This window comes from Amycolatopsis sp. NPDC003676 (genome assembly GCF_053587275.1).
On record NZ_JBSFNS010000140.1, the window covers coordinates 1 to 17,996 of the forward strand.

Below are 17,996 nucleotides of genomic sequence, written 5' to 3' on the forward strand. Positions count from 1 at the left end.
GTGTTTGGGGTGTTATTTAAAAGGCATCTTTCCCGCCTTGACAAGCACCCCCGAACCGTCAGCACAATCAAGCTTCGGGGTGCCCCACGCAACCAACGTGCGCAATGTCGCCGCCAGGCGACGAGCCGAAACCCGAGGCCACCGCCGCCCTCACCCCGCCCCAACACCACCACGCACCAACCCCACCCTCATTTTGTACTGCTGATTTCAGAAAGAGAGAACCCCCGTGCCCGCCGCAGTCTTCGTACTAGGGCTCAGCATCTTCGCGCTGGGCACCTCCGAGTTCATGATCACCGGCCTCCTCCCCGGAATGGCCGCCGACCTGGGCGTAACCATCCCAGACGCAGGCCTCCTGATCTCCGCCTTCGCCATCGGCATGGTCATCGGCGCCCCGCTACTGGCGATAGGCACAATCCGCCTCCCCCGCCGAACCACCCTCCTAGCCCTGCTCGTCGTATTCAGCGCCTCCCACGTCATAGGCGCACTCTCCGACGGCTACGGCATCCTCTTCGCCACCCGCATCATCAGCGCAGTAGCCTGCGCCGGATTCTGGGCAGTAGCCGCGGCAACCACCGTCAACCTCGTCCCAGAAGCCCGACGAGGACAAGCACTAGCGGTACTGGTCGGCGGCCTAACAGTCGCCAACGTCGTAGGCGTCCCAGCAGGCACCCTGCTCGGCCAACACGCAGGCTGGCGAAGCGCATTCTGGGCAGTAGCCGCACTAACCGTCATCGCCGCCATCGCAGTACTGCTGTCAGTCCCGCGCACCACCAAGGAAACCGAAGCCCCGCGAATCGCCGAAGAACTCCGAGTATTCCGCCGCAGCCGCTTATGGCTGGCACTGGGCTTGATCGCACTCCTGCAGGCAATGGTCTTCGCGACGTTCAGCTACCTCGCTCCCCTGCTGGTCTCCGTCGCAGGCCTCCCCGAATCCGCCGTGCCAGTGGTGCTAGCCCTGTTCGGCGGCGGCGCAGTAATCGGCATCTTCGCCGGTGGCAAACTCGCCGACACCTACCCGTTCGCAACTCTTTACGGCAGCCTCGGCATCGCCCTAGCCGCCCTCGTCACGCTCGCCTTCGCCACTAACGCCGTAGTCGCGGTAGCCGCCGTACTCGTCCTGGGAGCGGCTGGATTCGCGGCGAACCCGGCGCTCAATGTGCGCGCTTACGCAGCCGCAGGCGGCACCTCAACCCTAGTCGGCGCAAGCACGACATCCGCCTTCAACGTAGGCAACACCGTAGGCCCGTGGCTGGGCGGCACGACGATCAGCGCAGGTATGGGTTTCTCCAGCGTCGCGTGGGTGAGCGTCGCACTCGGAGCACTAGCGCTAGCAACCCTCACGTTCGCGCTACGCCTGCACCAACGCGACACAACCCCGCAATTGGTGACGGCGTAAAAGAAAACGGCCCCGCGGGAACACTCCCGCGGGGCCGTTCACACAACAAGCTCAGATCCCGAGCGCGTGCACTCCGCCGTCGACCATGATCATCGAACCGGTGGTAGCAGGCAGCCAATCCGACAAGACCGCACACACCGTCTTGGCAGTCGGCTCTGGATCCGCAGAATCCCAGCCGAGCGGCGCACGGTCGCCCCAACCGGCTTCGAGCTCGCCGAAACCGGGGATCGACTTCGCGGCCATCGTCTTCATCGGACCAGCGCTGACCAGGTTCACCCGGATACCCCGCGGACCGAGTTCCTTGGCCAGGTACCGGTTCACCGACTCCAGCGCGGCCTTGGCAACGCCCATCCAGTTGTAAACCGGCCAAGCGACGCGCGCATCAAAGTCCATGCCGACGATCGACGCGCCACTGCTCAGCAGCGGCAGGGTCGCGACGGCGAGGGACTTGAACGAGAACGCCGAGACGTCGACCGCGACCTTCACGTCGTCGCTGGGAGCGTCCAGGAACGGCGCGCCGAGGCAGCTCTGCGGCGCGAAGCCGATCGAGTGCAGGACGCCGTCGAGGCCGTCGACGTGCTCGCGGACGCGGTCGGCGAGCGAGTCGAGGTGCTCCTGGTTCGTGACGTCCAGCTCGAGCACCGGGGCGGGCTCGGGCAGCCGCTTGGCGATGCGCTCCACCAGCGACAAGCGCCCGAAGCCGGTGAGCACGACCTTCGCGCCCTCCTGCTGGGCGATGCGGGCCGCGTGGAACGCGAGCGAGGCGTCGGTGATGACGCCGGTGATCAGCAGCCGCTTGCCTTCGAGCAATCCGGGCAACACGTCCTCCAGGTCGTGGGTGTTCTTCTCGGGAAGGTCAGTGGCCGAGGCCGAGGCCGCCGTCGACGGGCAGCACCGCGCCGTTGACGTAGCCGGCCTCGTCCGAGGACAGGTACCGCACGGCGGCGGCGATCTCGGCCGGTTCGGCGTAGCGGCCGGACGGGACGCTGGCGAGGATCTCCTTGCGCCGGTCCTCGGGCAGCGCGTCGGTCATGTCGGTGTGCACGAAACCGGGCGCGACCACGTTCGCGGTGATGTTGCGCGCGCCCAGCTCCCGCGCGAGCGAACGCGCGAAGCCGACCAGGCCCGCTTTCGAAGCGGCGTAGTTCGCCTGCCCGGCCGAGCCGGAAAGGCCCACCACGGACGAGATGAACACGAACCGGCCCCAGCGGGCGCGCAGCATGCCGCGCGAGGCCCGCTTCGCGACGCGGAACGCCCCGGTGAGGTTCGCGTTCAGCACGCGCTCGAACTGCTCCTCCGACATCCGCATGAGCAGGGTGTCGTCGGTGAGCCCCGCGTTGGACACCAGGACCTCGACCGGCCCCTGGTGCTCCTCCACGAGCTTGAACGCCGCGTCCACCTGCTCGGCGTCGGTGACGTCGGCCTGCACGCCGAAAAGCCCCTCCGGAGCGCCGGACCCGCGGTGCGTCACCGCGACCCGGTGGCCCTGCTCGGCGAGGTCCCGGGCAATCGCCAGCCCGATCCCACGGTTGCCGCCGGTGACCAAGACCGACCGTCCCACTGCGTTCTCCTCGTCGTCTTCGCGGTTGCGCCCGCCTGAGGCTATCGGCTGCGCTGACCGGCGGCGCACCCGGCACTCCCGTCCTAAGCGACGGTAAGGAACCGTGCCTCGACCTTGATGGTTACCGCCCGGTTGGTCACCGTGAGTCGCGACACAGGAGGTCAAGGATGACTACCCGGATCCAGGACGCCGGCTCGGCGCGGGACGAGCGGCGCGTGGTCGGCAACGTGCTGCGCGGCTCGATCGGAAATCTCGTCGAGTGGTACGACTGGTACGCCTATTCGGCGTTCACCGTCTACTTCGCGAAGGCGTTCTTCCCCGGCGGCGATGCCACGGCGCAGTTCCTCAACACCGCGGCGGTGTTCGCCGTCGGATTCCTCATGCGCCCGCTCGGCGGCTGGCTGCTCGGCCGGTTCGCCGACCGCTACGGGCGCCGGTCGGCTCTCGTGCTCTCGGTTTCGATGATGGCGTGCGGTTCGCTGCTCATCGCGGTGACGCCCGGCTATTCGACGATCGGCATCGCGGCCCCGATCCTGCTGGTGTTCTCGCGGCTGCTGCAAGGGCTTTCGGTCGGCGGCGAGTACTCCACCTCGGCGACGTATCTGTCCGAAGTGGCCACTCCCGGCAAGCGCGGGTTCTACTCCAGCTTCCAGTACGTGACGCTCGTCGGCGGGCAGCTGCTCGCGCTGGGGCTGCAGCTGATCCTGCAGAGCGTGCTCACCGACAAGCAGATGGGCGACTGGGGCTGGCGGATCGCGTTCGTCGTCGGCGCGCTCGCGGCGGTGATCGTGATGGCGCTGCGGCGGTCGATGGACGAGTCCGAGAGCTACCAGCGGGTCACCGAAAACGCGGAGACCGGCAAGGGCGAGCGCGGCACGCTGCGCCAGCTCGTGAAGTACCCGCGGGAGATCCTGCTCGTCGTCGGCCTGACGCTCGGCGGGACGGTCGCGTTCTACACCTACGCCACCTACACGCAGAAGTTCCTGGAGAACACCGCGCACATCCCGCGGCGCACGGTCACCGTGATCATGTTCCTCGCGCTGCTGGTCTTCGCGATCCTGCAGCCGCTCGCCGGGAAGCTGTCGGACAAGATCGGCCGCCGGAAGCTGCTGATGTTCTTCGGCATCGCGGGCACCCTGCTGACCGTGCCGATCATGACGCTGATGGCGCGCACCAGCCAGCCGTTCCTCGCGTTCCTGCTCCTGCTCGGCGCGCTGGTGATCGTGACCGGCTACACCTCGATCAACGCGATCGTGAAGGCCGAGCTGTTCCCGACGCGGATCCGCGCGATCGGCGTCGGCCTCCCGTACGCGCTCACCGTCGCGATCTTCGGCGGGACCGCCGAGCTGATCGCCCAGGCGCTGAAGAAGGCCGGGCACGAATCGCTCTTCTTCTGGTACGTCGCGGGTTGCGTTCTCGTGTCGCTCGTCGTGTACGCGACAATGCGGGAAACTTCGCGTTCGTCCGCTCTCGAACGCGGCGAGGACTGACCAGGAGGACGGCCGTGCGCGTGCTGCTCGTCGAGGACGACACCGGCGTCGCCCGGGCGCTCGCCGAAACGCTGCACGCGCACGGCCACCCCGTCACCGCGGTCGGCCGCGGCTCGGACGCCCTCACCCGGCACCGGGACGCGGACCTGCTGCTGCTCGACCTCGGCCTGCCGGATCTCGACGGGCTGGACGTGCTGCGCAAGATCCGCCAGGTGTCGCCGGTGCCGGTGATCGTGCTGACCGCGCGCGACGACGAACGTTCCGTGGTCCGCGCACTGCGCTTCGGTGCCGACGACTACCTGGCGAAACCGGTGCGGATGGCTGAGCTGCTGGCCCGGATGGACGCCGTGGCGCGCCGGGCGAGCCATTCCTCCCCCGCGCCGAAAGACCCGGTCGTGCACATCGAGGACGTCGAGATCGACCTCGGCGCGCGCCGGGTATTGGTCGGCGGCCAGGACATCGGACTGACCACCAAGGAATTCGCTGTACTGGCGGTGCTCGCCGCCCGGCCCGGCACCGCGGTGAGCCGGCAACAACTGATGGACGAGGTATGGGGCGACGCGTACCTCGCCGTTTCGCGCTCGCTCGACGTCCACATGACACAGCTGCGCGCGAAGCTCGACCGGCCCGGCCTGCTCACCACGATCCGCGGCTTCGGCTACCGGCTCGGCCGGGGCTGATCGGTGCGCACTCGCCTGCTGGCTGTTCTCGTCACGCTCGCGCTCGCCGTCGTGGCAGCGTTCGCGGTGCCGTTGCTGTCCGCGACGGCCGATCAACGGACGCAGCAGCTGGTGATTTCGCGCAGCAGCGACGTCGACCGCTTCGTGGTGCTGGCGCAACAGGCCGTCGATTCCGGCGACGCGACGGTGTTGAGCGCCGACGCGCGGGTGTATTCGTCGTTATACAGCGAAGGCGTCCTGATCGTCGACGCGCAACGGCGGCCGCTCGTCGAAACCGGCGGCCTGACCAGCAGCGATCCCGCCGCGCGGAGCATCATCGAGGCGACGTTGCGGAACGAGCCGGAAGCGCCGGTCGAGCGGATCCGGCCGTGGTCGGACACTCCGGTGCTCTTCGCCCGCCCAGTCGGCACCGGGACGCGGGTGTCCGGCGTGGTCCTGCTGCGGGCTTCGGTGACCGCCGCGGCGGCGGACGTCGGAGCCGCGTGGAGCGCCATCGCGGCCGGGGCGATGGTGGTCGCGGCGCTGTTCGTGTTGCTCGCGGTCTTGCTGTCGCGGTGGATGGTACGGCCGTTGGTGGAGCTGGAAACCGGCGTGCTGGCGGTGGCGGGCGGACGCCGGGCGCAGGTGCCGGAACGGTCCGGGCCGCGCGAACTGCGGTCGCTCGCGGCGTCGGTGAACCGGATGTCCGACGCGGTGGTGGAGTCGGCGAACCAGCAGCAGCGGCTCGTCGCGGACACCTCGCATCAGCTGCGCAACCCGATGGCCGCCTTGCGGCTCCGGCTCGACCTGCTCGGCACCGAGGTCGAAAACCGCCCGGCTTACGACGCCACGGTCGCGGAAGTCGAACGGCTGGAACGGATTCTCGACGGCCTGCTCGCCCTCGCCACCGCGGAAAGCACCGCGACCCGGCTGGCCGCGCGCGCCGACGACGAGCCCGCCGACCTGGCCGCGGTCGTGGCGGAACGGGTCGACGCGTGGCGGTTGTCCGCCGACGAAGCGGGCGCGACCCTCGTGCCGTGCGCGGGCCACACCGAGCCGCTGATGGTGCGCACGCCGGAGAGCGAACTCGCGCAGATTCTCGACGTCCTGCTGGACAACGCCGTCCACCACGCCGGCCGGGGAGCGACCATCACCGCCGCTTGGGAGTCCACTTCGGACACTGTCACGCTGATCGTCACCGACGACGGTCCCGGCCTCCCGCCCGAGGACCTCGCCCGCGCCACCGAACGGTTCTGGCGCGCGGGCGGCGACGGCGCCCCGCGCGGAACCGGCCTCGGACTCGCCATCGCCCGGGAGCAAACCCGTGCGCGGGGCGGGATTCTGGAGCTGCGCGCGGTCGAACCGCACGGCCTGCAGGTCCGGATCACGCTGCCCGCCGAGGTGACGCCATGACCGTCACCCGTCGCGCCGCGCTCCTCGGCGGTCTCGCCCTCGCACTCGCCGCCTGCGACGACACCTACCGCGGCCCCGAGCGGCAGATCACCATCGCGTCCGGCGAACCCGGCGGCTTCTACCTGGCCTTCGCCGAGGTCTTGGCCGCCGAACTGTCGCGCGCCGAACCGCGGCTGCACTGCAGCGCGCTCCCCACCGAGGCGAGCGTCGAGAACGTCCAACGGGTCAGCGACGGCACCGCCGACCTCGGCCTGACACTCGCCGACGTGGCTCAATCCGCGACCACCGGCGGCACGCCGTTCGGGAAACCCGTTCCGCTGCAAGCACTCGGCCGCGTCTACGAGAACTACCTGCAGCTGGTCGTCCGCGCCGAAGACCACCTCACCGACCTGCGTTCGCTCGCCGGACGCCCGGTCTCGGTCGGCGCCAGCCGCTCCGGCGCCGCGCAACTGGGCGAACGGGTCTTCGCCGCGAACGGCGTCCCGGTCCAGGAGCAGCACCTGCCGCTGAACGACGCGATCGCCGCGCTGCACGATCGCCGGATCGACGCGTTCCTGTGGTCCGGAGGGATCCCGACGCCCGCACTCGCCGACCTGAACCGCACGACGCCGCTCGCCCTGCTTCCGCTGACCTCGGTGCTCCCCCAGCTGCGCAAGGCGTACGGCCCGCTGTACGAGCAGGTGCAGGTGCCTGCCGGGGCTTACCGCGGGGTCGGCTCGCTGCCTACGATCGGTGTCGCGAATCTGTTGGTCTGCTCGCCGAAGCTGCCCTTCGACGTGGCTGCGGCGGTCGCGCGGGTGCTTGTCGAACGAGCCGCCGAACTTGTGCCCGCGCAGGCGGTCGGGACGCAGTTCCTCGACGTGCGGACGCTCATCGGCACCCAGCCCGTCCCCCTCCACCGCGGTGCCGCCGACACCTACCGGGCGCTGCACGGGTGATCGCTAGATTGGTCGCGTGACCGAACGCCGCCCTCTCGTCGAAATGCCCCTCCGCGTGCGTTACCACGAATGCGATGGCCAGGGCATCGTCTTCAACGCGCACTACCTCGCCTACGCGGACATGGCGGCTTTCGAGGTGGAGAGAGCCCTCTTCGGCTCGCACGACGCGCTGCTCGCCACCGGGGTCGACTTGGTGGTCGCCGAGTCGAACCTGCGGTACTTGGCACCGTGCCGGTTCGACGACGAGCTGGTCGTCGCGGTGTACCTCGCACACCTGGGCACCACGTCGATGCAGTTCGAGGTGGAAGTCCGGCGCGGCGGCACGGTGACGACCGAGATCCGGCTGCGGTACGTGTTCGTCGACACCGAGAACCACCGCAAGGCCGAACCTCCGCCGGAGGTACGCGCGGCCTACTCGAAGTATCTTCCCGAGGCGGCGTGATGTTCCGAGTGCTCTTCTATTGCCCCGAAATCCCGCCCAACACCGGCAACGCGATCCGGCTCGCGGCGAACACCGGATGCGAGCTGCATCTGGTGGAGCCGTTGGGATTCACCTTGGAGGACAAGCAGCTTCGCCGCGCCGGGCTCGATTACCACGACCTCGCGCGGGTCCACGTGCACGCTGATCTGGCTGCGGCGTGGAGGGCTTTGTTGCCCTCGAAGGTGTACGCGTTCAGCGCCACCGCGACCCGGCTTTACACCGAGGTGGCCTACGAACCGGGCGATGTGCTGATGTTCGGGCCGGAGTCCGCCGGGCTGCCGGACGAGGTTCAGCGGGCGCCGGAGGTCACTGATCGGCTGCGGTTGCCGATGCTGCCGAACAACCGGTCGCTGAACCTGGCCAACACAGCCGCCATCGCCGTCTACGAAGGCTGGCGGCAGAACGGCTTCGCAACGCCGTGAAGGACTCCTTGGGGGAATCTGATTCCCCCAAGGAGTCCTTCACGGACTTACGGCAGTCTCTGGCCGAACACCAGCGCAGTCGCGGCTCCGGCCATCAGGATGATCGTTCCCAGCACCACCCACGGCTTGCTCGCGTCGGCGTTCTTCAGCTCGTACCCGATCTGCTCGCCCAGGTCGGCGTACACGCGTTTCAGCTCGTCCGCGCTCGCCGCCTTGTAGAACTCGCCTCCGGACAGCCGGGCGATCTCGCGCAGCGATTCGTCGTCCACGCGGACGTCCTGCTGTTTGCCCTCGATGTCGACCGAACCGTGCTCGGTGCCGAACGAGATCGACGAAATCGGCATTTGCGCCTGCTTCGCCGCCTGCGCCGCGGTGTACGCGCCGCGCGGGGCGTAGAGGTCTTCCGGGACCGTCTGCTTGCCGTCGCTCATCAGCACGATCCGCGCGGGCGGCGGGCCGTCCGCGCCGCCGACCACGGCGGAGAAGCTCTGGATCGACTGCATCGCCGCGTAAATGCCCTCGCCGGTGGCGGTGGACTGGGCGAGCTTCAGGTTGTCGATCGCCTTCGACACGCCTGCCCGGTCCGTCGTCGGGTTGACGAGCACGGTCGCGGTTCCGGCGAACGAGATCAGGCCCAGGTTGACGCCCGGCGTCATGTTCTGCGCGAACTGTTTCGCCGCGTCCTGCGCCGCCTTCAGCCGCGTCGGAGCGACGTCGGTGGCTTCCATCGACAGCGAAACGTCGATCACCAGCATGACCGTCGCCCGGTTGCGCGGCACCTTCTGCTCGGCCGTCGGGCCAGCCAGCGAGACCGTCAGGAACAGCAGCGACAGCACGATCAGCACCGCGGGCACGTGCCGGATCCAGCCCTGCGCCTTGGGCGCGACCTTCTCCAGCAGTTCGAGATTCGCGAACCGCATCACCCGGCGGCGGCGCTGCCGCTGCGACAGCACGTACGCGCCGGCCACCGCGGCGACCGCGAGCAGCAGCAGGAACCACCACGGCGAACTGAAACCGGCGAGGCTCATGCCGTCGCCTCCTTACTGGTTGCCCGGGCGGTCGAGGGAAGGGCGCTCATGCGACACCTCCGGACCAGCGACGCTTGCGGGCGACCACGAACCGCACCATGTCCGCGATCCAGTCGGAATCGGTGCGCAGCACCAGATGCGCGGCCCCGGCCCGGCGCAGACCGGCCGCGACCGTCTGCCGGTGCGCGTTCGCCGCCGCGCCGAATTCCTTGCGCAGCAACGCCGAAGCGTGCACCTCGCGCTGCCGTCCGGTCTCCGGGTCGGCCAGCACGACAGTGCCGACCTCCGGCAGGTCCACGTCGCGCGGGTCGACGATCTCGATCGCGATCAGCTCGTGCCGACCGCCGAGCGCGCGCAACGGGCGCTCCCAGTCCATCGGGCCGAGGAAGTCCGAAATCGCCACCGCCAAGCCTCGCCGACGCGGCGGACGGCGCAACTGTTCCAACGCGCCAGCGAAATCGCCGCGGACGCCCTCGGCGGCACGAGGTGTTTCGGCCAGCCGCCGGACGAGGCCGCGGGCGTGCGGAAGCCCGCCGCGCGCCGGAAGGCGAGTGGTGCCTTCGCCATTGGACACGAGCGCGCCGATCCGGTTACCGCCCCCGCCGGTCAGATGCGCGACAGCAGCGGTCGCGCAGACCACCAGATCGCGCTTCTCGCACAGCGCGGTGCCGAAGTCGAGGCTCGCGGACATGTCCGCGACGACCCACGTCTCCAGCTCGCGGTCCGCGACCGTCTCGCGGATGTGCGGCGTCGTGGTGCGCGCGGTGACCGCCCAGTCCATCCGGCGCACGTCGTCGCCGGGCTGGTACGGCCGCGCCTCGCCGGGTTCCGAACCCGGACCCGGCACGAGGCCGAGGTGGTTGCCCTGGAGCAAGCCGTCGAGGCGGCGGCGCACTTCGAGTTCGAGCGTGCGCAGCCCCGCTTCCATCCGGTCGCCGCGCAGGATCGGCGGGGCCCAGCCGGGACGTCCGCCCGGATCTTTCTCAGAGGTGCCAGCCACGCCGCTACCTGACGGGCGCGCCCGCCGGCACCGGGCCGGCGCCGCCCTGCGGCCGGGCCGAAACCTGCGGCAGCGGCACGGTCTGCAGCACGCGGGTGACGATGTGGTCCACCGGCACTCCGTCGGCCAGCGCGTCGTAGGACAGCACGAGCCGGTGGCGCAGCACGTCCGGCACGACGTCGACGACGTCCTGCGGGAGCACGTAGTCCCGGCCGCGCACCAGCGCCAGCGCCCGCGCGGCGGCGATGATGCCGAGGCTCGCGCGCGGCGAGGCGCCGTACGACACCCAGCCCGCGACGTCGGAAAGCCCGTGGTCGTTCGGGGTGCGCGTGGTGAGCACCAGCCGCACGACGTAGTCGACCAGCGCGTGGTGCACGAACACCTGCGACGCGACGCCCTGCAGCCGGACCAGCTCGGCCGGGCTCAGCACCTCGTGCGGCTCCGGCGGCGTGACGCCCATCCGGTAGATGATCTCGCGCTCCTCCTCGGCGGAGGGGTACTCGACGAGGATCTTGAACAGGAACCGGTCGCGCTGGGCTTCCGGCAGCGGGTAGACGCCCTCGTTCTCGATCGGGTTCTGCGTGGCCAGCACGAGGAACGGGTCGGGCATCGGGAAGGTCTTGCCGCCGATCGACACGTGCCGCTCGGCCATCACCTCCAGCATCGCCGACTGCACCTTCGCCGGGGCGCGGTTGATCTCGTCGGCGAGCACGAAGTTCGCGACGACCGGGCCGAGTTCGACGTCGAAGCGCTCGGCGCCCTGGCGGTAGATGCGCGTGCCGAGGATGTCGGCGGGCACCAGGTCGGGGGTGAACTGCACGCGGGAGAACGAACCGCCCACGACGCGCGCGAACGTCTCGACCGCGAGCGTCTTCGCGACCCCGGGCACGCCTTCGAGCAGCAGGTGCCCCTTCGCCAGCAGCCCGACGAGCATGCGCTCCACCAGCCGGTCCTGTCCGACGATGACGCGCTTCACCTCGAACACGGTGCGTTCCAGCAGCTGGGCGTCCCGCGCCGGGGTGCCGGGCTGCTGCCCGTTCGCTCCCTCGGCGAAGCCGGGCTCGGTCACTCTTCCTCCAGGGGTTTCACGTCTGCGTGCTCGCCCGCGACCCTACTGGGTCGAGAACTTCCCGCGACGGTAGCCAATCGCATCGCCGGTGTGACAGCTGTGAAGCCCCTGTCAGCGATGCTTTTCCAGGTCCTCCGGCGTGTCGATGTCGTCGCTCTCGCCGGGTTCGGCGGCCGTCTCGGCGATCCGCAACCCGCCGAGCGTCCGGCGCAGCGACGCGTTCTCCGGATGTTCGGGCATCGCCGCGCGCAACGCGGCGGTGCGCCAAGCGCTCACCAGCCATTGCCGTTCCCCCGCCGCGTCCACGAGGACGACGCCATCTGCGGTGCCCACAGTGGACCGCAGCCGGTCCACTGTGGAGCGGCGGATCCCGGGGAGATCAGCGGCGAGCAGCACGACGATCTCGGCGTCCCCTGCTGCCTCCAGCCCCGCGGCCAGCGCCGCGACCGGCCCCGCGCCCGGAACCGCTTCGCGAGTCCAGACGACGTCGTATCCCGGCCGCTGCGGACCGCACACCACGACCGGCTCCGCCCCGGCCAGCGCCTCGACCGCCCGGCCCAGCAAGGAGATCCCGCCGACCCGCAGCTCGGGTTTGTCCACTCCGGACAGCCGGCGCGCGGCACCGCCGGCCAGCACGATCCCCGCGAACCGGGGGCGTTCAGTCATGGCCCCAGCGTGCCCGCCGCGAAAAACCGGGAGCGGCGGGGGTCGTGAGTGGCTATGCCGGTTAGAGCCGGGATTGCCACTCACGAGGGCGGAAACCCGCGCGCGCTCCGCGGCCGGGCGGGTTAGGTTGCCGACGTGCCCGACGCCGCGCGGCTGCTCGCCGCCTACGACCGCGAAGTCCGCCAAGCCGAGCTGACGCAGGCCGAACCCGGACAACAGCTGACTCTCGACGGCCCGCTCGCCCGCCTCACCGGCGGCCGCCGCGGTTTCGTCTCCGGCCCGCCCGACCTCGGCGTGACCGGCACCGCGCTCGACGAACTGATCGCCCGCCAGCGCGCGTTTTTCGCCGCCCGCGGCGAGGAGTTCGAATGGAAAACCCGCAGCCACGACCGTCCCGCGGAGCTTCCCGAACGCTTGCTGGCCGCCGGTTTCGCGCCGGAGGAGACCGAAACCGTCCTGATCGCGCCGCTGGACGCGGTCGCTGCCTCGGCCCCGCCGTCCGCCGACATCGTCGTGCGCGAAGCCGACGGCCACGACGACCTGCTGCGCATCGCGACGCTCTCGGCGACGGTGTTCGGGCACGACGAGGCCGCCGTCGCCGCGGATTTGCTCGCGCGGGCCCGCGCCGATTCCGGGACCACCACGCACGTCGTCGCCGAAGCGGACGGCCGGTTCGTGGCCGCGTCCCGGCTGGAACTGGTGCCCGGCACCGGATTCGCCGGGCTCTGGGGCGGCGCGACGCTGCCCGAATGGCGCGGACGGGGCCTGTACCGCGCGCTCGTGGCGCACCGGGTCGGCGCGGCGCGGGCTCGCGGAGTGGACTATCTGCAGGTCGACGCACTGCCTACCAGCCGCCCGATCCTCGAACGGCTGGGCTTCACCGCCGTCACCGAAACCACGCCCTACGTGTGGAGCCCGCTCAGCCGATAAGCCGCGTCGCGTACGGCATGATCCCGCCGTAGCGGACCGGAACCACGCGCACGTACGAACCCGACTGCGGGGCCTCGACCATCTGCCCGTTGCCCAGGTACAGGGCAACGTGGTGGATGCCGCCCGAGCCGCCCCAGAAAAGCATGTCGCCGCGGCGCATCTGCGACAGCGGCACCCGGCGGCCGGAGGTGTACTGGTAGCCGCTGAAGTGCGGCAGCCCCTGCACGCCGGCGAAGGCGTAGATCATCAGGCCGGAGCAGTCGAAGCCGATCTTGCGGTAGTCGCCGTACCGGTCGGCCACGCCGCCGTCGCGGATGCCGCGGGTCGGGCCGCTGCCGTTGCCGCCGCCCCACGCGTACGGCATGCCCACCTTCGACAGCGCCCGCGCGATCACGGCTTCGATCGAGCTGCCCGCCGCCGGGGACGGACGGCCGCGGCTGCCGCCACCGTTGTCGCCGCCGTCGTCGTTGTTGTTGTTCGCCGCAGCCGCCCGCAGCGCCGCCTGCCGCGCGCGCTCCTCGTCCTCGCGCTGCTTCTGCGCGAGCCAGTCCTGGTAGCGCTGGCGCTGCCCCTGCAGGCCGTTGACCTTCGCCTGCGCGGCGTACAACTGCTGCTCGACGGAGTTCTTGTTGGCTTCCAGCTGCGTGTTCTGCGCGGCCTGGGCCTGCTGCGCGGACACGGCGGCGGACTGCGCGGCGTCCGCGGTGCCCTTCGCCCGGGTGGCCGCGTCCTGCTTCTGCTGCGCGAGCTCCAGCGCCTTGCGCGCGGCGGAGTCCTTGTTGGCCTTCTCGGTCTGGGCCTGCTGGAGCCGGCCCATCGCGTTCAGCCGCGAGCCGCCGATGGCGTTGAGCAGCTGGGCGCGGGCGAGCAGGTCCTTCGGGCTGTCCGAGGTGAGGTACGCCGAGACCGACCCGATCGTGCTGCCCTGCTCGAAGCTGGCGGCGGCGAACTTCTTCGCGTCCGCACGGGCCTTCTCGATCGCGCCGACCGCCGCGTCCGCCTCCTGGCGCGCGGATTTCGCGTCGTTCTGCGCCTGGGTGGCCTCGTCCTGCGCGGTCTGCAGGTCGACCAGGGCCTTCATGGCCTGTTCCTGCTTCAGCTCGACGTCGTCCTGCAGCGAGCTGAGCTTCTGCTCGGCCTGCGCGAGCTGGTTGGTGAGCCGCCCGACCTCGCCCGCTTTCGCGTTGGCGTCGCCCTTCGCGTCGGTGATCGACGAATCGCTCGGGTTCGGCGGCGGCGGAGGTACCGCGAGCCCGGTGCTCGTCGCGCCGAGCAGCGCGACCAGGGTGACTGTCGCAACCGTCAGGCCGCGCCGGGCTCCGGCGCCGCGCACCGGCGCACCCGCCGCCCCGGACCGTCCCCGCCTGGCCATCACGCCCCGCCACCTCCGCTCGTCGGCCGCCCGCGCGCCGTTTCGGACAAGCACGAACACACCGCGTACCACTGCAGTCACACCACTATCACAAGCAACAGGAAGAACTTACACACCGCGGAGATCATTTCCCCTGTTCGGGGGACCTGGCGGAGCGGCGTGTCCGGATGGCGCACGTCACTCCGCGTGTCGTCTTGAACGAAATACAGGACACGCGTACTGTTTGGGGCGACGGACGAGGTGTGCCCTCCCGGTTCCGGTTCTACGGTGGGGGTGCGCAAGACTCGCCTGGGTCGACCCGACGACCCGGAGAACGACACCGAACTGACCCGGGAGGACACGCCGGCGGCGGCGTGGAATCCATGCCACTGGAGTTAGACGTGACTGCACCTAGCAAGGACAGCTTCGGCGCCAAGGACACCTTGCAGGTGGAAGAGAACTCGTACGAGATCTTCCGCCTGGACAAGGTCGAAGGCGCCGCGCGGCTGCCCTACAGCCTGAAGATCCTCCTCGAGAACCTGCTGCGCACCGAGGACGGCGCGAACATCACCGCCGACCACATCCGCGCGCTCGGCGGCTGGGATCCGAACGCGGACCCGTCGATCGAGATCCAGTTCACGCCCGCCCGGGTGATCATGCAGGACTTCACCGGCGTGCCCTGCGTGGTCGACCTGGCCACCATGCGCGAGGCCGTGACCGCGCTCGGCGGCGACCCGGACAAGGTCAACCCGCTCGCCCCGGCCGAAATGGTCATCGACCACTCGGTGATCATCGACGTGTTCGGCCGCGCGGACGCCTTCGAGCGCAACGTGGAGATCGAGTACGAGCGCAACCGCGAGCGCTACCAGTTCCTGCGCTGGGGCCAGGGCGCGTTCGACGAGTTCAAGGTCGTCCCGCCGGGCACCGGCATCGTGCACCAGGTCAACATCGAGCACCTGGCCCGCACGGTCATGGCCCGGGGCGGCCAGGCGTACCCCGACTCCTGCGTCGGCACCGACTCGCACACCACCATGGTCAACGGCCTGGGCGTGCTGGGCTGGGGCGTCGGCGGCATCGAGGCCGAGGCGGCCATGCTGGGCCAGCCGGTGTCGATGCTGATCCCGCGCGTCGTCGGCTTCAAGCTGACCGGCGAGATCCCGGCGGGCGTCACCGCGACCGACGTCGTGCTCACGATCACCGAGATGCTGCGCCGCCACGGCGTGGTCGGCAAGTTCGTCGAGTTCTACGGCGAAAGCGTCGCCCAGGTGCCGCTGGCCAACCGCGCCACCATCGGCAACATGAGCCCGGAATTCGGCTCCACCGCGGCGATCTTCCCGATCGACGACGAGACCGTCCGCTACCTCAAGCTCACCGGCCGCTCGGCCGAGCAGGTCGCGCTGGTCGAGGCGTACGCCAAGGAGCAGGGCCTCTGGCACGACCCGTCGCACGAGGCGCAGTACTCGGAGTACCTCGAGCTGGACCTGTCGACGGTCGTCCCGTCGATCGCCGGCCCGAAGCGCCCGCAGGACCGCATCGAGCTGACCGACGCGAAGTCCTCGTTCCGCAAGTCGGTGCACGACTACGCCGAGGACGAGCAGCCCACCCCGCACACCAACGTCGACGAGACCGTCGAGGAGACCTTCCCGGCCTCCGACCCGGCCGCGCTGTCGTTCAAGGACGAGACCGCCGTGCCGGTGCAGTCCGCGGCGAACGGGGCCACCGGGCGCCCGACCAAGCCGGTCAAGGTGTCGACCGCCGACCGCGGCGACTTCATCCTCGACCACGGCGCCGTGGTGATCGCCTCGATCACCTCGTGCACCAACACCTCCAACCCGTCGGTCATGCTGGGCGCGGCGCTGCTCGCGCGCAACGCGGTCGACAAGGGCCTGTCGGTCAAGCCGTGGGTCAAGACGTCGATGGCTCCGGGCTCGCAGGTCGTCACCGACTACTACGACAAGGCCGGTCTCTGGCCGTACCTGGAGAAGCTGGGCTACCACCTGGTCGGCTACGGCTGCACCACCTGCATCGGCAACTCGGGCCCGCTGTCGGACGAGATCTCCGCCGCGATCCAGGAGAACGACCTCACCGCGGTCTCGGTGCTCTCGGGCAACCGGAACTTCGAAGGCCGGATCAACCCGGACGTCAAGATGAACTACCTGGCGTCCCCGCCGCTGGTCATCGCCTACGCGCTGGCCGGGACGATGGACTTCGACTTCGCGACGCAGCCGCTCGGCCAGGACGGCGACGGCAACGACGTGTTCCTGAAGGACATCTGGCCGTCGCCGCAGGAGATCCAGGAGACCATCGACTCCGCGATCACCCAGGAGATGTTCACGAAGGACTACGCCGACGTGTTCGACGGCGGCGAGCGCTGGAAGTCGCTCCCGACGCCGACCGGCAAGACCTTCGAGTGGGACGCCGAGTCCACCTACGTCCGGAAGCCCCCGTACTTCGACGGCATGGCCGCCGAACCGGCTCCGGTGCAGGACATCTCCGGCGCGCGGGTGCTGGCGAAGCTGGGCGACTCAGTCACCACCGACCACATCTCCCCCGCCGGCGCGATCAAGCCGGGCACGCCGGCCGCGCAGTACCTGGTCGAGCACGGCATCGAGCGCAAGGACTTCAACTCCTACGGCTCGCGCCGCGGCAACCACGAGGTGATGATCCGCGGCACCTTCGCGAACATCCGGCTGCGCAACCAGCTGCTGGACGACGTGCAGGGCGGCTACACCCGCGACTTCACCCAGGAAGGCGCCCCGCAGGCGTTCATCTACGACGCGGCCCAGAACTACGCGGCGGCGGGCACCCCGCTGGTCGTGCTGGGCGGCAAGGAGTACGGCTCCGGCTCCTCTCGCGACTGGGCGGCCAAGGGCACTTCGCTCTTGGGTGTGCGCGCGGTGATCACCGAGTCGTTCGAGCGCATCCACCGCTCCAACCTGATCGGCATGGGCGTCATCCCGCTGCAGTTCCCGGCGGGCGAGTCGGCGTCGTCGCTGAAGCTGGACGGCACCGAGACGTTCGACATCGAGGGCATCACGAAGCTGAACGACGGCGAGACGCCGCGGACGGTCCACGTGACGGCCACGAAGGAAGACGGTTCGAAGGTGGAGTTCGACGCGGTCGTCCGCATCGACACCCCGGGCGAGGCGGACTACTACCGCAACGGCGGCATCCTGCAGTACGTGCTGCGGAAGATGACGCAGTCCTGACGCCTCGGTAACACAGCCTTGCGGCCCGCTCCGGTTCTCCCGGGCGGGCCGCACTGGTTTCCGCCGCCCCGAACCGTACGTGAGGGGAACCCTGAGGGAATCTGATTCCCTCAGGGTTCCCCTCACGACCCGCATTCCCTCAAGGAGCCCCTCACAGACAGCCCCCGCCCTTGCCGCGAGCGCGACCGCCCCAATGCGGCATTGGGTGCGTCGCATGCACCCAATGTGGCATTGGGGGCGCTAGCCCCACCCCGAAACCGCAGCCGCTGCACCCAACGATCGAGGCACCCAGGCCCTCCCCCGCACCCCGATACGAAGCCTTCTCTGCGGTTCGGGGCTGGTCGGTCGTCCACGGCACGGTCGCGACGGTCGGGATGCCCAGC

Annotated in this window: 16 protein-coding genes; 9 read left to right on the forward strand and 7 right to left on the reverse strand. The window is 70.0% G+C overall.

Features of this window, described 5'->3' with window-relative positions:
* Positions 1-226: 226 nt before the first annotated feature.
* Positions 227-1,396, forward strand: coding sequence for a Cmx/CmrA family chloramphenicol efflux MFS transporter (locus ACWDNU_RS40535; protein WP_449672752.1), 1,170 nt, complete (start codon positions 227-229; stop codon positions 1,394-1,396).
* A gap of 51 nt (positions 1,397-1,447) precedes the next feature.
* Here ACWDNU_RS40535 and fabI read toward each other — a convergent pair whose 3' ends face one another.
* Both fabI and fabG read right to left on the reverse strand, forming a co-directional pair.
* Positions 1,448-2,215 (reverse strand): enoyl-ACP reductase FabI, encoded by a 768-nt coding sequence (gene fabI / locus ACWDNU_RS40540; protein ID WP_344274082.1) that lies wholly within the window; start codon positions 2,213-2,215, stop codon positions 1,448-1,450.
* Between the two features lie 37 nt (positions 2,216-2,252).
* Positions 2,253-2,957, reverse strand: a complete 705-nt coding sequence (fabG, locus tag ACWDNU_RS40545) for a 3-oxoacyl-ACP reductase FabG (RefSeq protein WP_449672753.1) — start codon at positions 2,955-2,957, stop codon at positions 2,253-2,255.
* Positions 2,958-3,124: 167 nt separating this feature from the next.
* Here fabG and ACWDNU_RS40550 point away from each other — a divergent pair, with 167 nt between their 5' ends.
* From ACWDNU_RS40550 to ACWDNU_RS40575, 6 genes are read left to right on the forward strand one after another with little or no spacing between them, the layout of a single operon-like run.
* A complete protein-coding gene (locus tag ACWDNU_RS40550; protein WP_370937245.1) occupies positions 3,125-4,447 on the forward strand; it encodes an MFS transporter in 1,323 nt (440 codons plus the stop codon).
* A gap of 14 nt (positions 4,448-4,461) precedes the next feature.
* Positions 4,462-5,127: a response regulator transcription factor gene (locus ACWDNU_RS40555; protein WP_449672754.1), complete on the forward strand. Its 666-nt coding sequence runs from the start codon at positions 4,462-4,464 to the stop codon at positions 5,125-5,127.
* A gap of 3 nt (positions 5,128-5,130) precedes the next feature.
* The gene (locus ACWDNU_RS40560) at positions 5,131-6,519 is read left to right on the forward strand and encodes a sensor histidine kinase (protein WP_449672755.1); all 1,389 of its coding nucleotides are present in this window, start codon (positions 5,131-5,133) and stop codon (positions 6,517-6,519) included.
* On the forward strand, positions 6,516-7,457 hold the full coding sequence (locus ACWDNU_RS40565) for a TAXI family TRAP transporter solute-binding subunit (protein ID WP_449672756.1): 942 nt from the start codon (positions 6,516-6,518) through the stop codon (positions 7,455-7,457). Before ACWDNU_RS40560 ends, ACWDNU_RS40565 begins: the two co-directional genes overlap by 4 nt.
* Positions 7,458-7,473: 16 nt before the next feature.
* Positions 7,474-7,899 carry an acyl-CoA thioesterase gene (locus ACWDNU_RS40570; RefSeq protein WP_449672757.1) on the forward strand — a complete coding sequence of 142 codons (426 nt, stop codon included), beginning with the start codon at positions 7,474-7,476 and terminating at the stop codon, positions 7,897-7,899.
* Positions 7,899-8,360: a tRNA (cytidine(34)-2'-O)-methyltransferase gene (locus ACWDNU_RS40575; RefSeq protein ID WP_370937250.1), complete on the forward strand. Its 462-nt coding sequence runs from the start codon at positions 7,899-7,901 to the stop codon at positions 8,358-8,360. The genes ACWDNU_RS40570 and ACWDNU_RS40575 overlap by 1 nt, the downstream gene beginning before the upstream one ends.
* Before the next feature lie 47 nt (positions 8,361-8,407).
* Here ACWDNU_RS40575 and ACWDNU_RS40580 read toward each other — a convergent pair whose 3' ends face one another.
* From ACWDNU_RS40580 to mobA, 4 genes are all read right to left on the reverse strand, one after another.
* Entirely contained in the window at positions 8,408-9,388 is a 981-nt protein-coding gene (locus tag ACWDNU_RS40580) for a VWA domain-containing protein (protein WP_116206855.1), read from the reverse strand.
* 46 nt (positions 9,389-9,434) lie between these two features.
* Positions 9,435-10,316 carry a DUF58 domain-containing protein gene (locus ACWDNU_RS40585; RefSeq protein WP_370940456.1) on the reverse strand — a complete coding sequence of 294 codons (882 nt, stop codon included), beginning with the start codon at positions 10,314-10,316 and terminating at the stop codon, positions 9,435-9,437.
* A gap of 76 nt (positions 10,317-10,392) precedes the next feature.
* Positions 10,393-11,457 (reverse strand): AAA family ATPase, encoded by a 1,065-nt coding sequence (locus tag ACWDNU_RS40590; RefSeq protein WP_037806526.1) that lies wholly within the window; start codon positions 11,455-11,457, stop codon positions 10,393-10,395.
* A 111-nt stretch (positions 11,458-11,568) separates the two neighbouring features.
* Positions 11,569-12,123 (reverse strand): molybdenum cofactor guanylyltransferase, encoded by a 555-nt coding sequence (gene mobA, locus ACWDNU_RS40595; protein WP_449672758.1) that lies wholly within the window; start codon positions 12,121-12,123, stop codon positions 11,569-11,571.
* 135 nt (positions 12,124-12,258) lie between these two features.
* Here mobA and ACWDNU_RS40600 point away from each other — a divergent pair, with 135 nt between their 5' ends.
* On the forward strand, positions 12,259-13,053 hold the full coding sequence (locus tag ACWDNU_RS40600) for a GNAT family N-acetyltransferase (protein ID WP_449672759.1): 795 nt from the start codon (positions 12,259-12,261) through the stop codon (positions 13,051-13,053).
* Here the strand turns inward: ACWDNU_RS40600 and ACWDNU_RS40605 are convergent.
* On the reverse strand, positions 13,043-14,425 hold the full coding sequence (locus tag ACWDNU_RS40605; RefSeq protein WP_449672761.1) for an NlpC/P60 family protein: 1,383 nt from the start codon (positions 14,423-14,425) through the stop codon (positions 13,043-13,045). The genes ACWDNU_RS40600 and ACWDNU_RS40605 overlap by 11 nt on opposite strands.
* A gap of 362 nt (positions 14,426-14,787) precedes the next feature.
* Between ACWDNU_RS40605 and acnA the strand changes: the two genes are divergently transcribed.
* Positions 14,788-17,613, forward strand: coding sequence for an aconitate hydratase AcnA (gene acnA / locus ACWDNU_RS40610; protein ID WP_449672760.1), 2,826 nt, complete (start codon positions 14,788-14,790; stop codon positions 17,611-17,613).
* Positions 17,614-17,996 lie beyond the last annotated feature (383 nt).

Bases quoted from the DNA above. Each gene is read 5' to 3' on its own strand.
- ACWDNU_RS40550 (WP_370937245.1), top strand. From the start codon at position 3,125: ATGACTACCCGGATCCAGGACGCCGGCTCGGCGCGGGACGAGCGGCGC.
- ACWDNU_RS40565 (WP_449672756.1), top strand. From the start codon at position 6,516: ATGACCGTCACCCGTCGCGCCGCGCTCCTCGGCGGTCTCGCCCTCGCA.
- ACWDNU_RS40575 (WP_370937250.1), top strand. From the start codon at position 7,899: ATGTTCCGAGTGCTCTTCTATTGCCCCGAAATCCCGCCCAACACCGGC.
- ACWDNU_RS40580 (WP_116206855.1), bottom strand. From the start codon at position 9,388: ATGAGCCTCGCCGGTTTCAGTTCGCCGTGGTGGTTCCTGCTGCTGCTC.
- ACWDNU_RS40585 (WP_370940456.1), bottom strand. From the start codon at position 10,316: ATGGAAGCGGGGCTGCGCACGCTCGAACTCGAAGTGCGCCGCCGCCTC.
- mobA (WP_449672758.1), bottom strand. From the start codon at position 12,123: ATGACTGAACGCCCCCGGTTCGCGGGGATCGTGCTGGCCGGCGGTGCC.
- ACWDNU_RS40605 (WP_449672761.1), bottom strand. From the start codon at position 14,425: ATGGCCAGGCGGGGACGGTCCGGGGCGGCGGGTGCGCCGGTGCGCGGC.
- acnA (WP_449672760.1), top strand. From the start codon at position 14,788: ATGCCACTGGAGTTAGACGTGACTGCACCTAGCAAGGACAGCTTCGGC.